Raw genomic sequence first — 15,789 nt, 5'->3', positions numbered from 1 at the left:
TAAAATAAATTAGAGAATTACATTGTAACACATATATATAAGTTGTTAATATTAAAATTTAAAACTTTACTATTTTTCATATGCAATATTACATGCGAAAAGCCATAATTTTTTTGTTATACTATGCATGTGGATTTTTCATCCAAAATCCACCCAAACGCATATTTATGTATATGCCACCCTAATTGATGAAAGTGAGAAGAGTGTTTATCATTTTTCTCACTTTTTTATTTAGGCTCTGTTAATATTGATTATTGATAAAAAGTATTAAATAAGGGAAGACACCTTAGAGTTGGTGCTTCCCTTATTTGTTGATTATTCAAATCTAAAATAGGTATTTTCTAAACCTATTCTTTGCTTTAATGTTCTGCCCAAAGCATAATTATTTGGTAATTCTTTTTCAATGACACAAATAATATAACCTGCTTTTCCTGTTGTTAAATTAGTTAGTTGTAAGTAGTTAGTGTTGTCGTAGATATAAGAAATAATATATTCATAGAAATTATTTTCTTTATCTTCTCTATTCATACCAACATTGTACAACCTAACTCTTGCTCCTACCCAAATTTCCTCATCATCATCAACATTACTTAAAGGCATCCATTTCGAGTTATCCAATATTTCACCCTTTTCTTAATTCATTCGTTTATACACGAATGTTGCTAGACACAAACTATCATAAGCATCCGTCATTTCATTGATTAGACGACCACCAACAGAGAAAAAAGACTCAACATAGCTTTTTACCCATTGAAACACTTGCTCTTTTAGTTATTTTTACATTTTGAATCTACGAAAATGAATTCCCTTATAAAAACTCTAACAGAGAATGTTCCCTCCAAATTTCACCTAGGGAATTATTTGTTTTCCAAAAAACCTACCAACATCTTTATCAACTCATTTTAGAATATTTAAACAATAATTCCATATACATTACCTGCATAAATTATTCATTTTCTTTTATATAAGACCTACCTTTTTACTTTTGGTAGATTATTAGACATTGGATTATTATACATAAACCCCAAAAACATGCGGTATTTTGTAGAATTTTGTCTATCAATATGTATGTACACCCTTTTGTAGTGGATATAGACTGTGAGGTGTAAGGAGATACCTTACAAAATAATAAAAAGGAGATTATAGAATGAGTAGATTAACAAAATTCTCAAAGTTAGTATTTGCAACTTTAATCGCGGGAAGTAGTCTAAGCACCTTTGTTTCGTCACACAGTGTACAAGCTGACACCTTAGATCCTAATTACCAAGACAATGTAAAATTCATACCACCTTCTAGTGCTAGGCCAAAATTGGAACAAAAAAACACTATTGTTCCAGAAGCAAAAGTTGTTAAAAACCATTATGTAAAGTACTCTAAAGCACATTTCCAAACTAAAGAAAGTATACCAAAAGAGATTTATTATTCTTCAGAAGGCTTTAAGGGCTATATACAGGCAAGTACCGTTTGGGATATGGGAGATCATTTCGCAACACTATATTCCGGAACCGTTATTCGATGTTAGACTTTTAATCCATTCTCCCCTAATGCTTAAAATGATTAATAACTCACTACCAATACTTTAATATCTATTGTTCATAAAATAAACCACAAAATCTTTCGATTTCATGGTTTATCAAATATAAAGATAATGCTAAACGAATACTCTAACATTACCTTCCCCAAAGTTAATTATAGAGTATTTTCAAAAAAAAGACACTCTTGTAGTGTCTTTTTTATAGTATTTTAAAAAGAATTCCACCTACTAACACCTTTTTGTTGCGCCTATTCGTTTATTTCAATATGATACTTTTCCATCTCGTATATGCAATAGACAATGATAGCTAAACTCCAACTGACACTATAATAATTATGTGTGTAGAAGTCATAGCCCGCTTTAATACCTTTCTCTATTACAACTAATGTAAATCCTAAAGCCACCCATCTGTTAATTTTCATCTTTATAAACGTTAAAGAGATAATTATTAAAAATAAAATATTTGTAAGATGATTTATCATTAGCTCATATTTTTGAATGTATACTGCCATTATACAAGCAACGATATTAGTCGCAATGCCAAAGGCAATCACCGCTCCCCAACCCCTGTCCGAAAGTCCCACTCCTGAGTCAGTCCCTTCCTAAACAAATATCCCTTTCTTTAATTCGTTCCTACACCCTATTCAAGATATGCTAAATTATCCTTGTCTGATGAATATCTATTTATCTTTTCATATAGAGCAAACAAAATTTCTACTCATAATTTTTTCTTTATTAGACAAACTATGTCTAAGCCGTTTGAACTAGCGGCTTCACTCTTCTGGTAATGGGATAGCACAATTTATTGAATTGACTAACTCATTCAACCCACTGGCACCGGCAGGCAACAAAATAGTTGTCTGCCATTTTCATGTATACTTTTTCTAATTTCATTTCAAACCAAGTGTGTGCTGTACTGATTTCAAAAGGACAGAATTTCATTTTTTAAAATGTAAAAAAGATAAGGTCCTGTCTACTTTTGGTATAGGACTTTTTCTTTTCACACATACTATTTTTGAACCTGTTTACCAATACGTGTCCTAATGGTGTCTTGAATTCCTCCTAAAAAGGGTTGCAGATACGACTGCATGCCCTTTTATTTACGTTGCTTCTCTATATTGAATAAAATAATTAAAAACTAAAAATGTAATATTACATATTTTTTCTGTTCAGATTATGTTAGGATTTACTTCGTAGTCGAATTATAGTTTCGTATCTAATTCAGCAATATGTGAACTGTTTACTTAAAGAAAAGACACCCAAAAGGTGTCTTTTCTTCTTTTAATCTAAAAAACATTTTTTCTTTTCAGTAAGATCCAATTATCCCTCTAACCTAAACCTCATAATTAAAGGCAATTTAATCATGGTACTCAAGAGTTTTCATACATTTCAATATACCTATAGCTTAATTTAAAATCACATTTCCAGCACTATATTTGCTTTCCTACAGATTTTCTGTCTTGTTCTTAATTCTGTCAAAATCCTCATGTAGCTATACAAAGAATATATGCTACTATGATATTAAGAAACTATGCGTTCCCTTAACCCTGTATCCGGCCCTGTATTTATTACAGGGTCTTTGTTTATTTTATTTACTTTTATTGGCTTATAAGGGTTAATACACAACCAATTTCAATTAAAATTGTTTAAATGTTAGTTAGAATTTGAAATAATATATCTATTAACTTTTTTAACAAATGTAATCTAATATTAAATTTCTAAATCTATACTGTACTATACACCAGTTAACACTATATAAATAGTATTAACTATCTTAATTGAATATTAGTAATAGTAAGTATAAATATTATCAATTTACTACATCTTACATTTATGTAAAAATAAATACATGTTAAGCTTTTTCAAAATCTTTCCCCTAATAAAGATTTGAAGTAGCATTTCATGATTCTCCTTACTGTTAATATGCCTTGAAAAAGAACCCTATAGGGTTCTTTTTCTTCTCATTATAACCTCAGTAAGTCCATGCAAAAAGGACTGCTAATTATTTGCAGCCCTTTTACACGTTAATATACACTTGTATTACATGCTTAAAACTTTATTGTATTAGGTATTTATACCAACTAAACATGCCATTATCATTTAGATATATAACACTTCAAAGTTTAGAAGTATACAATAACAAATCTTTCCCAACTTCCAGCTACATAACTAGTAGCTGTTAATTCTCTACCACCATTTGCTGATATATATCTACCATTACTTAGTGCTTGTAATACATATATCCTATTGTCTCCACCATTATATAAGATAAACTTTTCCTATGCACCAATTGATGTACGATCTGCTACTACTCTACCATTTGGCTCAAACAAAACATACTTCCCATTACTTTTAGTTTTTAAAGCGTACGTATATAATTCCCCAGTCGGAATTAATTCGAATTTCTCCCATTCATTAACTGCATTACGATTTGCTATTATATTTCCCGAAGGCTCAGCCGAAACATATTGTAAATTTGCTGCCTGTATAGCAACTGTCCAACTTCCATTTTACTTTAAAGGTTTAAACAATTGTGACCACATTTGTTTGAACCTCCACATTTTTTTCTAAGCTATTCTCTAAAAATCTTATTTTTCGTTGTAAATAAACCTGATTGGTACTCTTTATGCAAAAGAAAAGATGGAATCTTCTATTCAACTCCACCTTTTTTCGAAATAAAAAGCATCTAATTCTATTTGAATTAGATGCTTACATTTAGTCCTTAGGCCTAATATTCTAAACTATTTACGCGTTTGTAAATCTTTTTTTATTACATCCCAGAGTGAATTATCTTGACGCATCGGTTTACCCTCTTCATCCCATTTTATTTTTCCTGTTCCCAATTCATAATTCATCCCTGTCCATGTGTCTTCACGGAATGCATAGAATGATTTATGCCACCCTTTTTGGTTAAAGATAGAAATAAGATCTTGCATGTATTGGGTAGCACCTGGAACAGTACGGTTAATTCCAAACTCCTCTGCAATAATTCGATTAGATGGTACATGATTTTTCTTAGACCATTGTTGGATTGGCTTCAAAAACTTCTCTAATCCCTGCTTATTCCACATTACAGGTTTCTCTAAGTCTCCTACTTTTACTAATCCTGGATATTGATATTCTTTATTTTTCTTTTCACCTTGACTCGTTAATTCATATGGTTCATACATATGAAATGCGTAAAGCGTTTTTTTATCTTTTACTGGCTTTAAGTATTTAAAGGCCCATGGAGTAGCATATAAACCTGAATCTAAAATAACCGGTGTTTCTTGATCTACTTCACGAATGGAATTGATTACCTTTTGATAAAATCTGTTTAAATCCGCTGTGGTTCCCTCCACTTTTGCATACCATTTCTCGTAATCTTCCGTCCAAAAATCATTATATCTATTATTTTTAGCTGTTTCTGGATGTGGTTCATTTATAATATTATAACCAACCACCGCGGCGTTATCTTTTAGTTCCAGAGCGAGGTCCTTCCAAAATTGACTTGCTTGTTCTTGATACTTCTCTTCTTCCCATATTCTGTCGTCATTCTTATTATTATTAAATTGGCGCCATCGATCACCAGGTAAGGATAACATTGTAAGAACGACTTTCATTCCTTGTGATTGTGCGGCATCTAAATCCGCCTTTAATTTTTCTAGATCTTCCTTTACTAATCCCTGGTAGTTATCTGCATTACCTATCAGAAAATCCTTTCCAGAAGTATCTGGTTTATCCTCAAATAGAAAGTCTTTATCTTTTGCCCATTTATCAGGTGCTAAACGTACATATTCAATATTAGCTTCTTTTGCACTTTTATAGTTTTCAGGTAATGACGTACTATTCATGAAATTAGTACCCTTTCTTTTCGAATCCCAAAAACTAATTTTTGAATCGCCCTTGTGGTATGTATCAGCTCTTACATTCATTTCCTGTACTCCAAAACTCATCATGCCTAATAACGCAACAATTGGCAAAACTTTTTTCACAACTTTTCCTTCTTTCTCTTTATATTTAACACACATAACATACCTTTGTTTTGTTACAGGAATATGGCAATTCCCCCAAAAAACCTTTTATGTTTATAAAGTAGAAGTTCATTTATACTAAAAAAAGAAGGAGATACTTACAAAGTTGTTTCATTGTCTAATAAACAAAAAAGGAATCCTTTACGGATTCCTCTTTGCCTTGCACTCTTTTTCAAATAGTGCATCTTTGCACCCAATTTTATTATAACCTATAATTCACATAAGAAAAATAAGATTAATTGAAATTCACTTCTATATTTTCATAAAACATCATAATTACTTATAATTTTACAGATAAAATAGCATGTTTTTAATACTCATCCCTTGAACATTCCTTTAGTTGTTCCATAGCAATCTTTTGCGCATGTTCCTTACTATCTATCAAAGTCAATCCTTGTGATATATAACTCCAAAATTCATATCCACAATCCTCCATCCACCTATACGCTTCTGTTGTGTAAAGACCATCCTTCCTTTTAGAGATTTGAACCTTATAGTTTTTACTTGGAGAAAAAAACTCTTGTATAACCCGCTCCATTTATGCAATATCCCCCTAAAATAAGAGCTAGGCTTTTTCACCTAACCCTACTAATATATTTACCCTTGTTTAATCAATCTCATACGAACATCTTCGTCTGCACTATAAAGTTGTAACATATTTAAATCATAATTTTGTACCTGATATTTAAAACTCTCAGTTCTTTGAGTCTTATGACCATTCTCAGTTACGCTTGTTAGTTTTTATGATTAGATGTATATAACACGTTAATAAAGGAATGCACTCGACTTGGGGCTACCGCAAATGCTTTCTTCTAACCTCTTAACTTGGTTTCCGTTTTTGTCTACATAATAGAATTCTACATTATACCACCCAGAATCAAGGTAACTTTCTCTATCAATCCTTTCATTCGATGATGTTTTCAATAGTCCATCTTTAGTTACTTGATATATTATTTTCTTATCTTCAATTTTTAGAGGTGGTGCATCCTTGATGTTATGAAGGACACCCACACATCCTTTGTAACCATCAGGCATTAAAAAGACCTTCTTAGCGAAAGAATTATACATATCATATATCCAAACAATGGGGTACCTAGAATGATAGCAGACTAAAAAGGCTATTCCAGCATAAGCATATTTACTCTTACGGATAGAGTACCATGCCAAAAATATAAACAATATAAAAAGTGGTATTGCTTGAACGAAGAGAAATCCTTTCAAAAAATCAAGTTGCCTGCTGTCTGGAGGATCCGTTGCCATCCCGCCTATAAATAATGCTAATGGATCTGTGATGAAATTCAATCCTAAACTAAGATAAATCAATAACAACAGGTTTTTATTTTTTGGTATTTCATCCATTCGAATTCCTCCTACACTTAATACAATTAAGCTCTTGTTGCACAGCAAACCCTTTCCCATTTTGAGAAAGACATGATCCGCTCTTAATATTATTTTCTTTTTAAGTCGATAAAGCCCCATCAGACTGGCTCACACTGCAATATACTTCCACCCTAGCTGATATAATGTATAAAGCAATTATTAATTAATAGTAAACATATAGTAGAGGAGACATAAGTAATGATAGAGATAATCGCGGCACTATTTTCACTAGTCGCATATTCTATTATTTATCTCTTTTCAACAGGAGAAGATAAGAAAAAAGCAAAAGCAGATTTAAAAGAATTGTGTGCAGGTACTGATGGACAAGTGTTATTGGATGCTGCTATAGGATTTGGAATTTTAATAATAATTTTTGGTTATATAATTATGACGCAATAGATGTTTAACCAAGAAGAAAAGCATTAGAGGAAACAAGATATTCAATAATAAGATATCTTGCAATATATTTCTCTTTATGAAAAGATAAGATCCTACTCTCCGATCTTATCTTTTTTTATTTGTTAATTTGCAATAGGGCTACCGCCATATGCCCATTTTCATGGTTAGTTCGTTTTACTTTTAATACTCTCAGTTGCTTTTTTAAATAGTTTCATTGCCTGTTCTGCTTTGTTTTCTGCCTGTTCCAATTTATTATCATTTTGTTCTTCTAATGCCTCTGAGAGTAATTGCAGAGCATTCCAGTAATTATCCATTGCTTGCTTTATCTTTTTTTGTTCAACTTCTAACCCTTTAGGTGCCTCAAGGTATTTGATGTCTCTTACGTGTATTTTTGCCATATCCAAACTCAATTGGATTTCACTTTTCTTTGACTCATAATCCTTTATATCTGAATGCCCTATATCTTGTATCAGTCTCATAACTTCATCCATCTTATTTGTATTTTCTACGATGGCTGCTTTGTATTTATCAACTTCTGAACCACTAACTTTGTCGTTTAAATCTTCCTCACGATGACCCTCTTTCGCATGTTTCTGGTTCTCTTCTTTTACCTTTTGCTCTACATCAGGGTATTTCTCGTTTATCCCATTAAATACTGTCTCCCATTTAGAAACACCATCATCTATCCCAAACATACCGTTTTGTATGCTTTCTTTTGCTTTATCCTTATCATATTCACCATCATACTTACGGGCATCATACTGTCTAACTGCATCTTCTACTTTTATTAGGTGCTTTCTAATCTCTTCTACCCCTTCTTTTATTAAAAATTGGTAGTCTTCATACTTTTTTGGTGGTTTGATTTTTTCAAAACGGTTTATGTCCAAACTAATGTGACTAATTAAGGAATCTATCTCACCTAGGTAGACACCCTCTTCTGTAAATAATTCATCAGTTTTCTTTTCTAATTTTTTTAAATGATACTGGAATTCTAAGTGTAGTTCAGTCAAACGATAAGGGTAATCTTCTTCAGATACCTTTACCTTGTTTTCACCTTCTGTGTCTGATACATTTGATTTACTTTCTTTACTACTTGATTCGTCTTCCTTACTTCCCTTTTCATACTCAATTCTAGACAATGCGTTTCTTAGTTGATTTTCAATCTGTTCATCACTATAGTGCAATTTCTTTAGGTCAGATACCATTTTATCTGCATCATAATACTTATCTACTTTTCTATACTCTGACTGTGTAAGTCCATATGTATTTAATGTGCAACCTACTAGCATGAAACTAGCACTTAACCCTGCTATTGCGATACCCTTAAATGATTTATTAATATTCATTTTAAACTTATCCCCTTTTTCTTTTAGTAATCCTTTTCTTCAGCAATAGACAGATTTCCCTGAGTTTCTTCATTATTTGCATTGTCTGTTGCTTCAGCTCGTTTTCCTTACACTTACTTACTGTTTTTGAATTTCTTCTTTATAATTATAAAAAGGACATACCTAAGCATATAACTGCCAATAAGATATATCCTTTTATTATTTTATAATGATGGTAATTAATGAGTCAAAGTGATTTTGCGAAAATTATATACAAAAGGGATAATTTATTGATTACTTGGTAATTTATGTTGAGTACTACAATGAGATACTAGTGAATGTATAAAATTATATATTCAGATTGTTGTCGTTTTTGTTTTTTTGCGGTTATTTAGGACTAGTGATATAAAAGAAGCAAACCTATAGAATAATATGAATCGATCGTTTAGGTACCTTTGAACTATTCGTAAAACAAACCATCTGGTTACGAAATCCGAATTTTTCATCAGTGTCCTTCAACAGTTTTCTCATACTTTGAAGGACTTTTTGTCTTTATTAAACTCTTTGTTCATATATGCGTTGCTGCTCTTTGTAAACTGCTCCCTCCTGATTGTAGTCAATTAATTCCTTTTCTTCGCCTCTAAGTTGTATTTCTTGTTCTTCTCTCTTTTGTGTAGCAGGTGTATTATACGTGCCTTATTATCAATAATTTAATCCTAGTCGTGTAATAGCTCCTTTGTTTTTTTATGTCCATGCCCCCAATAATCATTTGGAATTACATTACTAGATTTCGTAACAGATTCAGGATTAGGGTCCTCTTGTTCTTTATTAGCCATCTCATCTTTAACCTCATTATTTTTTAACACCATCTTGCTCTTTCTTCGTTACATTTCTATAAAAATCAAACGTTATAATCGTTGAATTCTCTCCACCATGAACTAATATCCGAAAATAGAGAATAGTTTAGTTATCTCACTGAATCTAGGATTTCCCGCTGCCTCTATGACTTTGTGGAAAGAAATTACGACCTTAATTTGATCATACTGTTAGTGCATTTTCATTCACATCTTTATAATGCGGATATTTTTCATTAATTTCCTCATTCTTTTTCTTAGATTCCCCCACTCGTTGTACCATGCTTTTCTTCTTAGATTTTTTGATAGATACTTCGTCCTTAGTCGGATTCAACTTTTCCTTTTCCTCTCCTTCTTTTGCAACTTCAATAAATTCTTATTTCTTGTATGACTTGTAATCCCTATCTTTCTTCGCAGGGTAGGCACTAAAATTTGATATAAACGTTGTACATAATAAGAGTAGTTTCTTAAATAATATCGTATTAGATTTCATAATATAATTCCTCTATTACATTCATTGAATTGAATGTTTCTAAATCCTCCTTTGGAAACACTGTCTATTCCCTCCGCACATACATTCTCATATAATTTTTTGTAAGACTCTTCGTTATTCATCACAAATCACTTTGTTTCTGCAGCACTTGTACACTACATACGTTTCAAGTACATTAGTTTCATCCAAAAGTTAGTACCTTTCTCATTATTCACACTTTATCTCTATCGAATGTCTTGATTGTGTATCTTATTTGACAAAAATAATTGTATATAAAATCTACTTCCTTATTTATCTTACTTGATGAAACATTCGCTAGGCGTTCAATTAATGGCATGTAAAGCTTTTTCCGCTAATTCATTTTAATTATCTTATATTAAATTATAATTATATAAAATTCCCCTTTCTATAAATATTGTTATTATATTCAGCGTGTATCCTTTAATATATCGTTTTACAGTAATTCTATTTTCTATACTTTTACCCTCAGCCTTTTAGCAACTGTGTCTACCTCTGTAAGTGACGGGCTATATAATTTCTAAACATCAAAATTAGTAAAAATTCACAACTATATATTGAAGATTTTGGAACGATGGCTAAATATAAACTTGATTTTTTTGCTCAGCGGTTTTCTAATAATTTTATTTTTCTGACACTAATCCAACTAAATACGTATTATGTATAAAGGCTAGATAATAACTCTAATCCCCTCTTTCTAATATTTTGACAATACAAGATTGCATATTCATGATGAAAAGGTTTTATTAAGTAAGTAAGTTACCCCGCAAGTTTGTACTTTCACATCTCCCGTGAATTCGAACTTGTTTCATCCTATCTACTTTACCTAATTATTTAAATTCCTCCCTAAACGAAAAAGACAGCCATCTTAGGCTGTCTTTTTCGTTTACTAATTAAAATAATAATAAACATATTGTTGAAATGCTAAACAATCATATTAAAGCATTGATGCTAAAATTCGTGTAGTTAAGAATAAAAGGGAAAAATCCTTATTCTAGTGATAATTTAAAACTTAATTTAAGGACAGTATAATATATAATTAAATTTTTCTTACTTTAGAGTATTCTAGCTGGTATAATTTATGAGATATTTTAAATTACGGAGGTACATAAATAATGATAGAAATAATAGCTTCATTATTCTTAGTAATTGCCTATTTTATTAGTTATCTCTTTTCAAGTGGAGAAAATAAACAAAAAGCAAAAGAAGAACTAAAAGAAATTATTAATGGTAATAATGGAAAAATGTTAGTAGGCTTTTTTGGAGCGGCGTTAATTACAGGAATAGTGATTGTAGTATTTTACTTATAAAATAAATAATTATCTAATAATATATAATCAAGAACACGGTAATTATATCCCTCCTTTTATCTCTGGGGAATGTAAGTATTATGATGGTGTCTGGAAAAATCACAAATTTGTTTTGTTGATGAAAATGATGAACCATTTAATAAATTAAAAGAGAAGGGAGCACACCATCTTGGTTATGCTCCCTTCTCTTTTTAAAGCACTTCTAATTCTTCATGTCGGTAAGGCAATTCAATCTCGCGTAAGATTGGTACCTGATCCCCTGCTGTTTTTAAAAGTGTTTTTACATATACAGTTTGAATTGGTTGGAAAATATCTGTTGAAAAATCAAACTTCTCCGTTAGTCCTTCATCAAAGTACAATTCATGTTTTACAGTGTAATCATTAAATGATGGACATCCAACGGGTACTGTTACCTTTGGCGTGTTTACATTTGTAAAACGACGATCTGTTCCTTCTAAAGAGAACTTTGTTGTGAATTCCGCAGTATCTTGGGAATATTCACGGTATTCAACAACGATGTCTTGGAATCCATACATAAAAATTCGTTTGTTATCATGCTTAAACCAGTAAGGTTGTTTTACTTTAATTTGTAATTCTGTTACTTGTCTTCTTGGGAATGAGAATACTAACTTACCAGATTCAACAATCTCTTCTGGAATTTCTGTATTGTTTACCTTTTTAATTGGGTAGGTTTCAATACGCCTCCACTCTCCATTTTGATTCTTATATTGAATATCAAGAATACTCATAGAGTACTCCGGAGATGGATGAATAGTAATTGTGTTTGTATAAATGTTATTAGAAATATTTTGTGGAATTTTCACATGAATTAATCCATACACTTCTGTTACGCATTTGTTTTCATTAGATTCAGATTGACGAACCCAAAATGAGTTCTTATCTCCATCAAATGCTTTAGTAATACCACTAGAATCTACTGCATAGAACTTGCGTTGTTTTGTTTCTTCATCAATTGGCTCTACATCTGAGGACTCAAATACACTTACTTCTAGGTTGCTAGGTAATATGTATTCCCCTAAGTCATTCTTATAAGCAATCTTATCATGAGATCTAACAACAACTGGGGTAACAATTCCGTGAAGTGTATCTATATTAATGGGATTATTTGCATTTGAGGAAATAATATTGCTTGCATGATAGAAGGACCGAGTTAGGATACTCTCTCCGTCTACACTATTATTTTGGTAATCCTTTTCTAGCTCATACACCCGTCCTTCTAACTTCTTTAGACGGTTTTGTAAGAAGTAATTTTCACGTAAAATATGATCCATATTTTCAGAGATTATGCCATCATGACTATTAACAATATCAAACAAATTTGTAATATCAGTCTGGATGTCATTACGTAGTTTATTAAACTCTTCAGAAGAGCTAGGCCCCTTGTTTAGATTCGGATTTCTTAATGTAATCGGGCGCATGTACTCACCTTCCCTATCGTATCGAATTAATTTTTTCTTCTAGTTCATCAACATTTGGTTTAATAACCATGTCGATAGATGAAGCTTGAATTGGTGTTTCATTAAAGTAATATATCTCAAGATCTTTTATTTCAACATTTTCCACCTTTAACTCTTTCGGTTTTTCATGAACGTTTATATTAATTGATACCGATTCAGCATATTGGAAACGTAACACGTAATCGATAGTGATAAATTCATTACTTTTCGCTAAAGGAACCTTCCTTGTGTCACCATTCTTATCTGGTCCCATACGCATATTGTTCGAACCAAAGGAAAAGTCTGAAGCACCACCTGTACTTCTTACCTTCATTCGAATATAAAGCTTGTCTCCTGGTTCTACATAAAGAGTACTAAACATTCCTACTGGATCTAGCAATCCATTTGAAGAGAGCTTAATTGCGTCACTCACTGCTGTTTTTGTACAGCCATTTAAAGGGCTCCAACTATCTAATTCAGGAATAGGAACTGTTCGTGAGTAATCAATTTTTTGAAGTGTGGAAGCCGTAAATAAACTCGACTTTCCTACTTCCTGATCACCTGTCATGATAGAAATGAAATTATTGTACATTTCTTTTTTGTGTCCATCTTTATGTGTTGCTTCATTTCCTTCTGTAATGTTTCCTAATAATAAAAGGTCGTGGGCAGATTCAAGAACAAAATTCGTATATTGGGAAAGCTCAGTAACACCACGGTAACGAGCATTGGCTTTATGGAAAGAAGGTTTATATTTCTTTTCTATTTTCATCTCTTTGCCATCCCTTTCATTTATTTAAGCTTTAGATAGGTATTTTTCTTTAATACAGTTGTGTAAATTACCAACACATACGTTTTGTCATTTCTAATTGGGACAGTACTTACCTATTTTTATTCTGAGACTTGTAACAAGTATGTCTTAGCATTTCTTTACCCATTGATAACTCTTCACTAACTAAATTGTAATGTATATCGACGTAATACAGGTGTTGTATACTGCCCTACTGAGAATTGTTTCATAACGATTTTTAATTGAATATTTCGGTGCTCTACTTCATCCACATAGTCATAGTAAAAATCATATGTTACACCCGGTAGTGAATGATTAACCACAATATAAACCTTTCCATCTTTCTCATAAAGGGCGTACTTAGACCAATCGTTGTTCTTTGTGTTATATCGTAAGTCGAATACAGATACCTTTTCCAGGAACTGACTTGAAAAATAACAATGAGTACTTACACGAATCGGATCAAATCCTAAATCAATCGTACAGTCCTTATTCAAATTCTGTACATACACCAACACAGTTAGATCATTCCATCCCTGTTTAAATTTGTAGTTTACATTAGTTTGAGAAGAAGGGATTCCTTCAAATAACTTTTCTCCATTTAAGAAGATGGCAATCGGTTCTGTAGATGATGGGATTGTAGAAAGCACTTGTTCTTTTCCTTCATAGAAAATACCCATTCCATAATACAGTTGCGTATGTTGTGTGAATTGTTCATCTTGTAAAATCAGTCCTCGATTCCCTTCCTTGATTGGTATTACATTTCGAACGATATCATTTGATGGCTTCTTCCAATCATCGAGAGAAGGGATATGGGTTTCACCAAAATTCTCGACTGTCTTCTGAACACTCCAAGCATCTTTACCCATATATAAACGCTCTGTTCGCGGAACGATTTTACGCTTCTCAATAGAACCTAATGAGTAGAATGCGACTCCATTTGCTTGCAGTTCAATAATCTCAGATTCTTGGTCACCGACATTCTTTCTAATGCCCAAGTTTGTTGGACTAGCATGAACAACATATTTAAAATCAATTAGGTTAGGTGCTTGTGCAGTATCCCTGTTAACAGGCGAAATCTGTTTCCAGCTCTCTTCCCTATCATCTACTCGTACAAAGTACTCGATATCCGTACCGTCCGGAATCTCTTCTTCTGTAACCAATGATACTTTCCCAATAGAGAATGTCTCATCTGTTTTTGGCGTAAGAAATTTTGTAACAACCTCTCCTCTTTCTGGATAACTTAATTGGAAAAATTGAATTTTTTTAACTCCAAACAAGTACTGATATGAATAACCTTCAGGATGGACAATTTCTTTATCACTTTCCTGTTTGCGAATCCAAATTCGCATATTCTTCATTTCTGTTGTCGGGAAATAAAAAGATACATTATTCCCCGTCTGCTTACCATCTGGATAATATGGTAAGTGGAAATAATTCAGTTCATCTAGCGTGAATTCAATATACACAGTAGCACTTTTAATTGTATGTAGGCTTAAATCAATTCGATTCAATACCTGTTTATCATTAAATTTGATATCTATATATCCATCAGCTGGCCCTTCCGTTTTAGACAACCATACTTCTTGGAATGTTTCATTTGTATTTACATTTAATGCTTGTTCAATCTTCCCTGAAATGGGAATCTTCTTAAATGTACTTACAGAACTCTTTGGCATAACGAACTTAATTTCACTAGCAGGATTAATTAAAAATGAGGTATTCTCCTGTTTTTTAAGTGTTATTTGATGATTTTTTATATCGATAGATACATTGTCTTCTGAATCAATTTTAGATAGGTCATCCAATGTATCAAAGATACTAGCTAAGTAACCTGTCTTTCCATATAGCAAAATTTTCTCTTTTAATTCCGACTCTAATCTTCTAGCTTCATACTCTAATCGATTCTTTTCTACTTCAAACCAATGAAACTTTCCCTTTAGCTGGTTATGAACAGCAATTGTATTTTCGTAAAGAATCATCAAATCTTTTTGAATTTTTTCAACAACTTCATTAAAAAAATCAGACTCAGCTAATTCACCATTACGAATACGCTTAAATGTATACTCAGGAGCACTTAATTCTTGATCTCTTAATAGTTTATTTAAACGAGAAGCGAATTCCTTGGATGTAGGAAGATTTCCCTTTCTCAGTTCTTCTTGAAGGATTTGGTTTACCGCTACAGTAAAACGTTTTTGACGAATATTGATAGACATCCC

At 31.9% G+C, this 15,789-nt stretch carries 14 protein-coding genes and 1 pseudogene; 3 read left to right on the top strand and 12 right to left on the bottom strand.

All coding sequences use genetic code 11. The annotated features are described in order from the left end of the window. Positions 1–315: 315 nt before the first annotated feature. Complete coding sequence (locus tag ACTFN4_RS12005) at positions 316–600, bottom strand: hypothetical protein (protein ID WP_002024558.1); 285 nt, start codon at positions 598–600, stop codon at positions 316–318. Between the two features lie 547 nt (positions 601–1,147). Between ACTFN4_RS12005 and ACTFN4_RS12000 the strand changes: the two genes are divergently transcribed. Next, positions 1,148–1,522: a hypothetical protein gene (locus ACTFN4_RS12000; protein WP_000088960.1), complete on the top strand. Its 375-nt coding sequence runs from the start codon at positions 1,148–1,150 to the stop codon at positions 1,520–1,522. 260 nt (positions 1,523–1,782) lie between these two features. Here ACTFN4_RS12000 and ACTFN4_RS11995 read toward each other — a convergent pair whose 3' ends face one another. The 5 genes and pseudogenes from ACTFN4_RS11995 to ACTFN4_RS11975 form a co-directional block, all read right to left on the bottom strand. After that, positions 1,783–2,118, bottom strand: coding sequence for a hypothetical protein (locus tag ACTFN4_RS11995; protein WP_335446443.1), 336 nt, complete (start codon positions 2,116–2,118; stop codon positions 1,783–1,785). Positions 2,119–3,657: 1,539 nt separating this feature from the next. Continuing rightward, positions 3,658–4,044: pseudogene (locus ACTFN4_RS11990) on the bottom strand (fascin domain-containing protein); the annotation flags it as partial. A gap of 231 nt (positions 4,045–4,275) precedes the next feature. Continuing rightward, positions 4,276–5,544 carry a glycoside hydrolase family 5 protein gene (locus ACTFN4_RS11985; protein ID WP_439962341.1) on the bottom strand — a complete coding sequence of 423 codons (1,269 nt, stop codon included), beginning with the start codon at positions 5,542–5,544 and terminating at the stop codon, positions 4,276–4,278. Positions 5,545–5,857: 313 nt separating this feature from the next. Further along, entirely contained in the window at positions 5,858–6,085 is a 228-nt protein-coding gene (locus ACTFN4_RS11980; protein ID WP_136363565.1) for a hypothetical protein, read from the bottom strand. Positions 6,086–6,312: 227 nt separating this feature from the next. Next, positions 6,313–6,906: a DUF6843 domain-containing protein gene (locus ACTFN4_RS11975; RefSeq protein ID WP_025966507.1), complete on the bottom strand. Its 594-nt coding sequence runs from the start codon at positions 6,904–6,906 to the stop codon at positions 6,313–6,315. A gap of 219 nt (positions 6,907–7,125) precedes the next feature. Between ACTFN4_RS11975 and ACTFN4_RS11970 the strand changes: the two genes are divergently transcribed. Continuing rightward, positions 7,126–7,326, top strand: a complete 201-nt coding sequence (locus ACTFN4_RS11970; protein WP_098398125.1) for a hypothetical protein — start codon at positions 7,126–7,128, stop codon at positions 7,324–7,326. A 164-nt stretch (positions 7,327–7,490) separates the two neighbouring features. On the opposite strand, the gene ACTFN4_RS11965 is transcribed toward ACTFN4_RS11970, so the two are convergent. The 3 genes from ACTFN4_RS11965 to ACTFN4_RS11955 form a co-directional block, all read right to left on the bottom strand. Further along, positions 7,491–8,672, bottom strand: a complete 1,182-nt coding sequence (locus tag ACTFN4_RS11965; RefSeq protein ID WP_025966509.1) for a DUF7018 domain-containing (lipo)protein — start codon at positions 8,670–8,672, stop codon at positions 7,491–7,493. A 695-nt stretch (positions 8,673–9,367) separates the two neighbouring features. Next, positions 9,368–9,517, bottom strand: a complete 150-nt coding sequence (locus tag ACTFN4_RS11960) for a hypothetical protein (protein WP_166572394.1) — start codon at positions 9,515–9,517, stop codon at positions 9,368–9,370. Positions 9,518–9,689: 172 nt separating this feature from the next. Then, on the bottom strand, positions 9,690–9,839 hold the full coding sequence (locus ACTFN4_RS11955; RefSeq protein ID WP_179885249.1) for a hypothetical protein: 150 nt from the start codon (positions 9,837–9,839) through the stop codon (positions 9,690–9,692). Between the two features lie 1,292 nt (positions 9,840–11,131). On the opposite strand from ACTFN4_RS11955, the gene ACTFN4_RS11950 reads away from it, so the two are divergent. After that, entirely contained in the window at positions 11,132–11,326 is a 195-nt protein-coding gene (locus tag ACTFN4_RS11950; protein WP_029960707.1) for a hypothetical protein, read from the top strand. A 191-nt stretch (positions 11,327–11,517) separates the two neighbouring features. Here the strand turns inward: ACTFN4_RS11950 and ACTFN4_RS11945 are convergent, their stop codons facing one another. From ACTFN4_RS11945 to ACTFN4_RS11935, 3 genes are all read right to left on the bottom strand, one after another. Next, complete coding sequence (locus tag ACTFN4_RS11945; RefSeq protein ID WP_025966510.1) at positions 11,518–12,765, bottom strand: hypothetical protein; 1,248 nt, start codon at positions 12,763–12,765, stop codon at positions 11,518–11,520. 13 nt (positions 12,766–12,778) lie between these two features. Then, complete coding sequence (locus ACTFN4_RS11940) at positions 12,779–13,552, bottom strand: hypothetical protein (RefSeq protein WP_439962339.1); 774 nt, start codon at positions 13,550–13,552, stop codon at positions 12,779–12,781. Positions 13,553–13,731: 179 nt separating this feature from the next. Continuing rightward, a complete protein-coding gene (locus ACTFN4_RS11935) occupies positions 13,732–15,786 on the bottom strand; it encodes a hypothetical protein (RefSeq protein WP_439962337.1) in 2,055 nt (684 codons plus the stop codon). Positions 15,787–15,789: the final 3 nt, after the last annotated feature.

This window comes from Bacillus cereus group sp. MYBK95-2, from assembly GCF_051915225.1.
In the GTDB taxonomy this organism is placed as follows: Bacteria; Bacillota; Bacilli; order Bacillales; family Bacillaceae_G; genus Bacillus_A; species Bacillus_A cereus.
The sequence above is the reverse complement of the archived record's forward strand: the minus strand, read 5'-3'. Positions and strand labels throughout refer to the sequence as shown.